This is a genomic window from Pseudomonas syringae, assembly GCF_001698815.1.
In the GTDB taxonomy this organism is placed as follows: Bacteria; Pseudomonadota; Gammaproteobacteria; order Pseudomonadales; family Pseudomonadaceae; genus Aquipseudomonas; species Aquipseudomonas syringae_A.
Map to the genome: position 1 here is coordinate 1 of NZ_LGSI01000055.1, position 4,331 is coordinate 4,331.

The 4,331-nt window shown below is 59.3% G+C and carries 2 protein-coding genes and 1 pseudogene; all 3 read left to right on the forward strand.

Features of this window, described 5'->3' with window-relative positions:
* Positions 1-132 (forward strand): annotated as a pseudogene (locus AFK24_RS31625) (IS110 family transposase); the annotation flags it as partial.
* 772 nt (positions 133-904) lie between these two features.
* Complete coding sequence (locus tag AFK24_RS19170) at positions 905-1,825, forward strand: ABC transporter substrate-binding protein (protein ID WP_080482213.1); 921 nt, start codon at positions 905-907, stop codon at positions 1,823-1,825.
* A 37-nt stretch (positions 1,826-1,862) separates the two neighbouring features.
* Positions 1,863-4,133 (forward strand): molybdopterin guanine dinucleotide-containing S/N-oxide reductase, encoded by a 2,271-nt coding sequence (locus tag AFK24_RS19175; RefSeq protein WP_065834733.1) that lies wholly within the window; start codon positions 1,863-1,865, stop codon positions 4,131-4,133.
* Positions 4,134-4,331: the final 198 nt, after the last annotated feature.

Sequence of the window (4,331 nt, forward strand, 5' to 3'; positions counted from 1 at the left end):
CGCCACGGTCAAAAAGGAGCCGCGGTACGGTTGGCCAACCGCAACCTGCGGATCGTTTGGGTGCTGCTGCAAAATGATCAGACCTATCGTCGCCAGCCAGCGGGTTGCCAGGAGGCGACGATGAGCCATTAATCGACAGAGTTCTGCCACCGGGGTGCTGAGTCACCTCAACCGCTGCTGAAGAACATTGACCCCAGGTCAGACCGTCGCGGATAGATGCCTGCCCTCCTACTGGCCCTTTGAGGCCTTACTGTAATCGGCATACCGCGAGCTTATCCAATGTTGGCCAGAAGCCGATGATGCTTCCTCGAACAGGCCTTATACATAGATGCAACCGGGTAGCAGTGTTCAAAAGCAGGTTGAAAGTGTGGGCGAGTCCATACATAGGAGGGGACTTGTCCCCGAAAGGCGGTAGCTCAGGCAGCGTTAACCTTCTGGGTTTCGTTGTCAGGACCATTGCATTCGGGGACAAGTCCCCTCCTACCCAGACTGTGTGAAAACTACTGCGCTCGACAATACTGCGTTAAAAACAGGCGAAAAATGCTCATTTATAACACCTAGACTCCGCTTTTTCGCCTGTTTTTGCCTTGTCTTGTCATCGCTCGTGACGTTTTCACACAGTCTGTACCGGTCCCGTTGATACTCAGGCCGCGAACTCTGCATGTTCGGTAGCTTTTTGCATATAAACCTAGAATAAAAATGAATTTAGGGAATAACTTGGCAGCTGCTATGGTTGGCCGCGCGGCCCATTCCTGTCTTCAGGATTGGGCCGACTCTCGGCTACCGTACACGCGGACCCGGACTTCATTCCTATGATCCGGCTCTGCATGAGCCTGTGGAGAGCCGTTTGTCCCTCACGTTCAAGCTTCGAAAGAAAACCACTTTGCTTGGTCTGGCCCTGGCCATGACCACCTCGCTGGCGGTTCAGGCCAGTGACCTGATCGTCGGCGATCAAAGCTACAGCGCCCGAACCGTGATGGAAGCGGCCGGCGTGCTCAAGGATCTGCCTTACACGCTGGAATGGAAACAATTCACCGCCGGTTCGCCAGTGGCCGAGGCGTTGAACGTGGGCAGCCTGGACGTCGGCCTGCTGGGCGATGCGCCAGCGTTGTTCATGGGGGCGCTGGGTGCGCCGATCAAAGTGATCGGCGTGTCCCGACAAAATCTGGATGGTGTGGCAATCGTGGTGGCCAAGGATTCGCCGATCAAGACCGTTGCCGATCTGGCCGGCAAGAAAGTCGCAATCTGGAAAGGCTCGTTCAGCCAGCAACTGATGCTGACCGCGCTGGATCGCGCGGGCGTGCCTCGTGATGCCGTGGATTACCGCTACCTCAGCGCGCTGGATTCTTCCCATGCCCTGGATGGCGGTTCAGTGGACGCCATCGCCACGTGGGACCCTTACGTGACGCAGCAAGAGCGTCAGGGCGCGCGGGTCATTGCCACTGCCAAAGGCCTGATTCCGGCCCAGAGTTTCATCGTCGCCAACGAACGGGCGATCAAGGATAAGCGCGCCCAGATCAGCGATTTCCTCCAACGCCTGCAGGCTGCCCGCGCGTGGTCGGTTAGCAGCGCGCAAAATACCGACACTTACGCCAATGCCTGGTCGGCCTTGACCAAGGCGGATGCCGAAGTTGCCCGGCGCTGGTTCGAACGCTCGCAGATCGTGGTGGTGCCAATCACGGCGCAAGTCATTGCCGAAGCGCAACAGACCATCGATTTTTTCAACGGCGCGGGGCTGACTAAATCCTATCCGGCAGGCAATGTGTTCGACGACTCGTTCAACGCCGCCTTGAAAAGCGAAGCTGCGGCTCAAGTCTCACGTTGATTGACCTAGCGTTCACTGTCTTCAGGAGACCTGCGCCATGAGTTTTACCTCGCTGCATTGGGGGGCGTATCGCCCGCAGGTTGTGGACGGCAAGCTTGAGGCATTGCTGCCCGTCGAGTGGGATCGCGACCCTTCGCCAATCGGTGATTCGGTCGCTGCCGCGCTGACCTCACCGACCCGCATCATGCGTCCCGCAGTACGGCGCAGCTTCCTGGCTGGATCAGGTGGCAGCCCCGAGCTGCGCGGCCAGGAGCCTTTTGTCGAAGTCAGCTGGGAAGTGGCGCTGGATCTGGTGGCCAAAGAGCTGCAAAGGGTCAAGTCCGCCCATGGCAATCAGGCGATTTTCGGCGGTAGTTACGGTTGGGGCAGTGCCGGGCGCTTTCACCATGCGCAAAGCCAGCTGCATCGCTTCCTCAATGGTTTTGGTGGTTACGTCGCCAGCGTCGACAGCTACAGCCTGGGCGCCGGACGGGTGCTGATGCCGCACATCGTCGGCAATATGGACTGGCTGCTGGCCGCGCACACCTCGTGGAAGAATCTCGCCCAGCATTGCGAACTGTTCGTCGCCTTTGGTGGCCTGCCGGCGAAAAACGCCCAGACCAGTCCCGGTGGCGCCAGTGATCATCTGCTCGCCAGCGCTCTGGACGATATGTCCAAAGCCGGCGTGCAGTTCGTCAACGTCAGCCCGCTGCGCGACGACCTGCAAGGCCCGCAACAGATTGAATGGCTGCCCGTTCGCCCCGGCAGCGACACGGCGCTGATGATGGCGTTGTCCTACGTACTGATCAGCGAAGGCTTGCATGACGAAGCCTTCGTTCTGCGCTACACCGTCGGCTATGAACGCTTCCGTGATTACCTGCTGGGTTTGACTGACGGCCAGCCGAAAACACCGGAGTGGGCCGCAGCGCTGACCGATATTCCTGCCGCGCAGATCAGCGAACTGGCGCGGCGAATGGCCAGCAAACGCACCATGATCAACATTGCCTATTCATTGCAGCGCTCGGTGCACGGCGAGCAGCCGTTCTGGATGACCGTGACCCTGGCCGCCTTGCTCGGCCAGATCGGTTTGCCGGGCGCTGGTTTTGGGCTCGGTTACGGCTGCATGAACAATACCGGCAGCGGCCGCAAGGCGTTTTCCGGGCCGCGTTTTTCCCAAGGGGCGAATCCGGTCAAGGATTTCATCCCGGTGGCGCGCGTGGTCGACATGTTGCTCAATCCTGGCGCAGCGTTCGACTACAACGGTCAGCAACGCCAGTACCCGGATATTCGTCTGGTGTATTGGGCGGGCGGCAACATTTTTCACCACCATCAAGACCTCAATCGCCTGCTGCACGCCTGGCAAAAGCCGGAAACCATTGTCGTCCACGAACAGTTCTGGACCGCTCAGGCCAAGTACGCCGATATCGTCTTACCGGCCACCACGGCGCTGGAGCGCAACGACATTGGCAGTTCGGCATCGGATCGCTTCATGATCGCCATGCAGCAGGCCATCGAACCGGTGGGCGAGTCCCGTGACGATTATTCGATTCTTGCCGAAGTAGCACGGCGGCTTGGCTTTGCCGATACGTTCACCGAAGGCCGCGATGCGTCTGGCTGGCTGCGTTTCATTTATGAGGAATCCCGGGGCAGGGCGCAGGATTTTGGCGTTGAGTTGCCCGATTACGATCAGTTCTGGCGCGATGGGCTGTTTGAAGTTGCGTATCCCGAAACCGATACGGTATTGCTCAAGCCTTTTCGCGATGATCCCGACGCCAACCCGCTGCCAACGCCATCCGGCAAGATCGAGATCTTCTCCGAGCGCATTGCCGGGTTTGGCTACGCCGATTGCCCTGGACATCCGGTATGGTTGGGTCAGGCGGAGCCGTCCTTTCCTTTGCATCTGCTGTCCAATCAGCCCAAGACCCGCTTGCACAGCCAGTACGATCATGGCGCCTACAGCCGCGCCTCGAAGATCCAGCAGCGCGAGCCGCTGACCCTGAACCGCGAGGACGCTTTGGCGCGAGGCATTTCTGATGGGGATGTGGTCAAGGTCTTCAACACGCGTGGGGCTTTTCTGGCGGGGGTGATCGTCTCGGATAGCATCCGGCCCGGCGTGGTGCAGATCGCCACGGGTGCCTGGTTCGATCCATTGGTGCACGGTCAGGCCAACAGCCTGGAGAAACACGGCAATCCCAATGTGGTGACCACGGATATCGGCTCATCGAGCCTGTCCCAGGGCTGCTCGGCGCAAACTGCTTCGGTGGAGATTGTGAAGTGGAACGAGGCGTTGCCGCCGATTACGGCGTTTGAACCGCCGCTGATGGTGTGAAAGATCTGAACCAATGAGGATCTGTGGGACCGGATTTATCCGGGAAGAGGCCGGTATATTCACTGCATTTCCGTCGTCAGGAGTGCCGCTTCCCGGACAAGTCCGGTCCTACCAGATCTGTGCCGAGCCCGTAGGAGGGGACTTGTCCCCGAAGAGGCCAGCCGGGCCAATTTCGATCTGTCTGCCCCGGCTTCATTG

Coding starts and splice junctions, on each gene's coding strand:
- AFK24_RS19170 (WP_080482213.1), top strand. CDS start 905: ATGACCACCTCGCTGGCGGTTCAGGCCAGTGACCTGATCGTCGGCGAT.
- AFK24_RS19175 (WP_065834733.1), top strand. CDS start 1,863: ATGAGTTTTACCTCGCTGCATTGGGGGGCGTATCGCCCGCAGGTTGTG.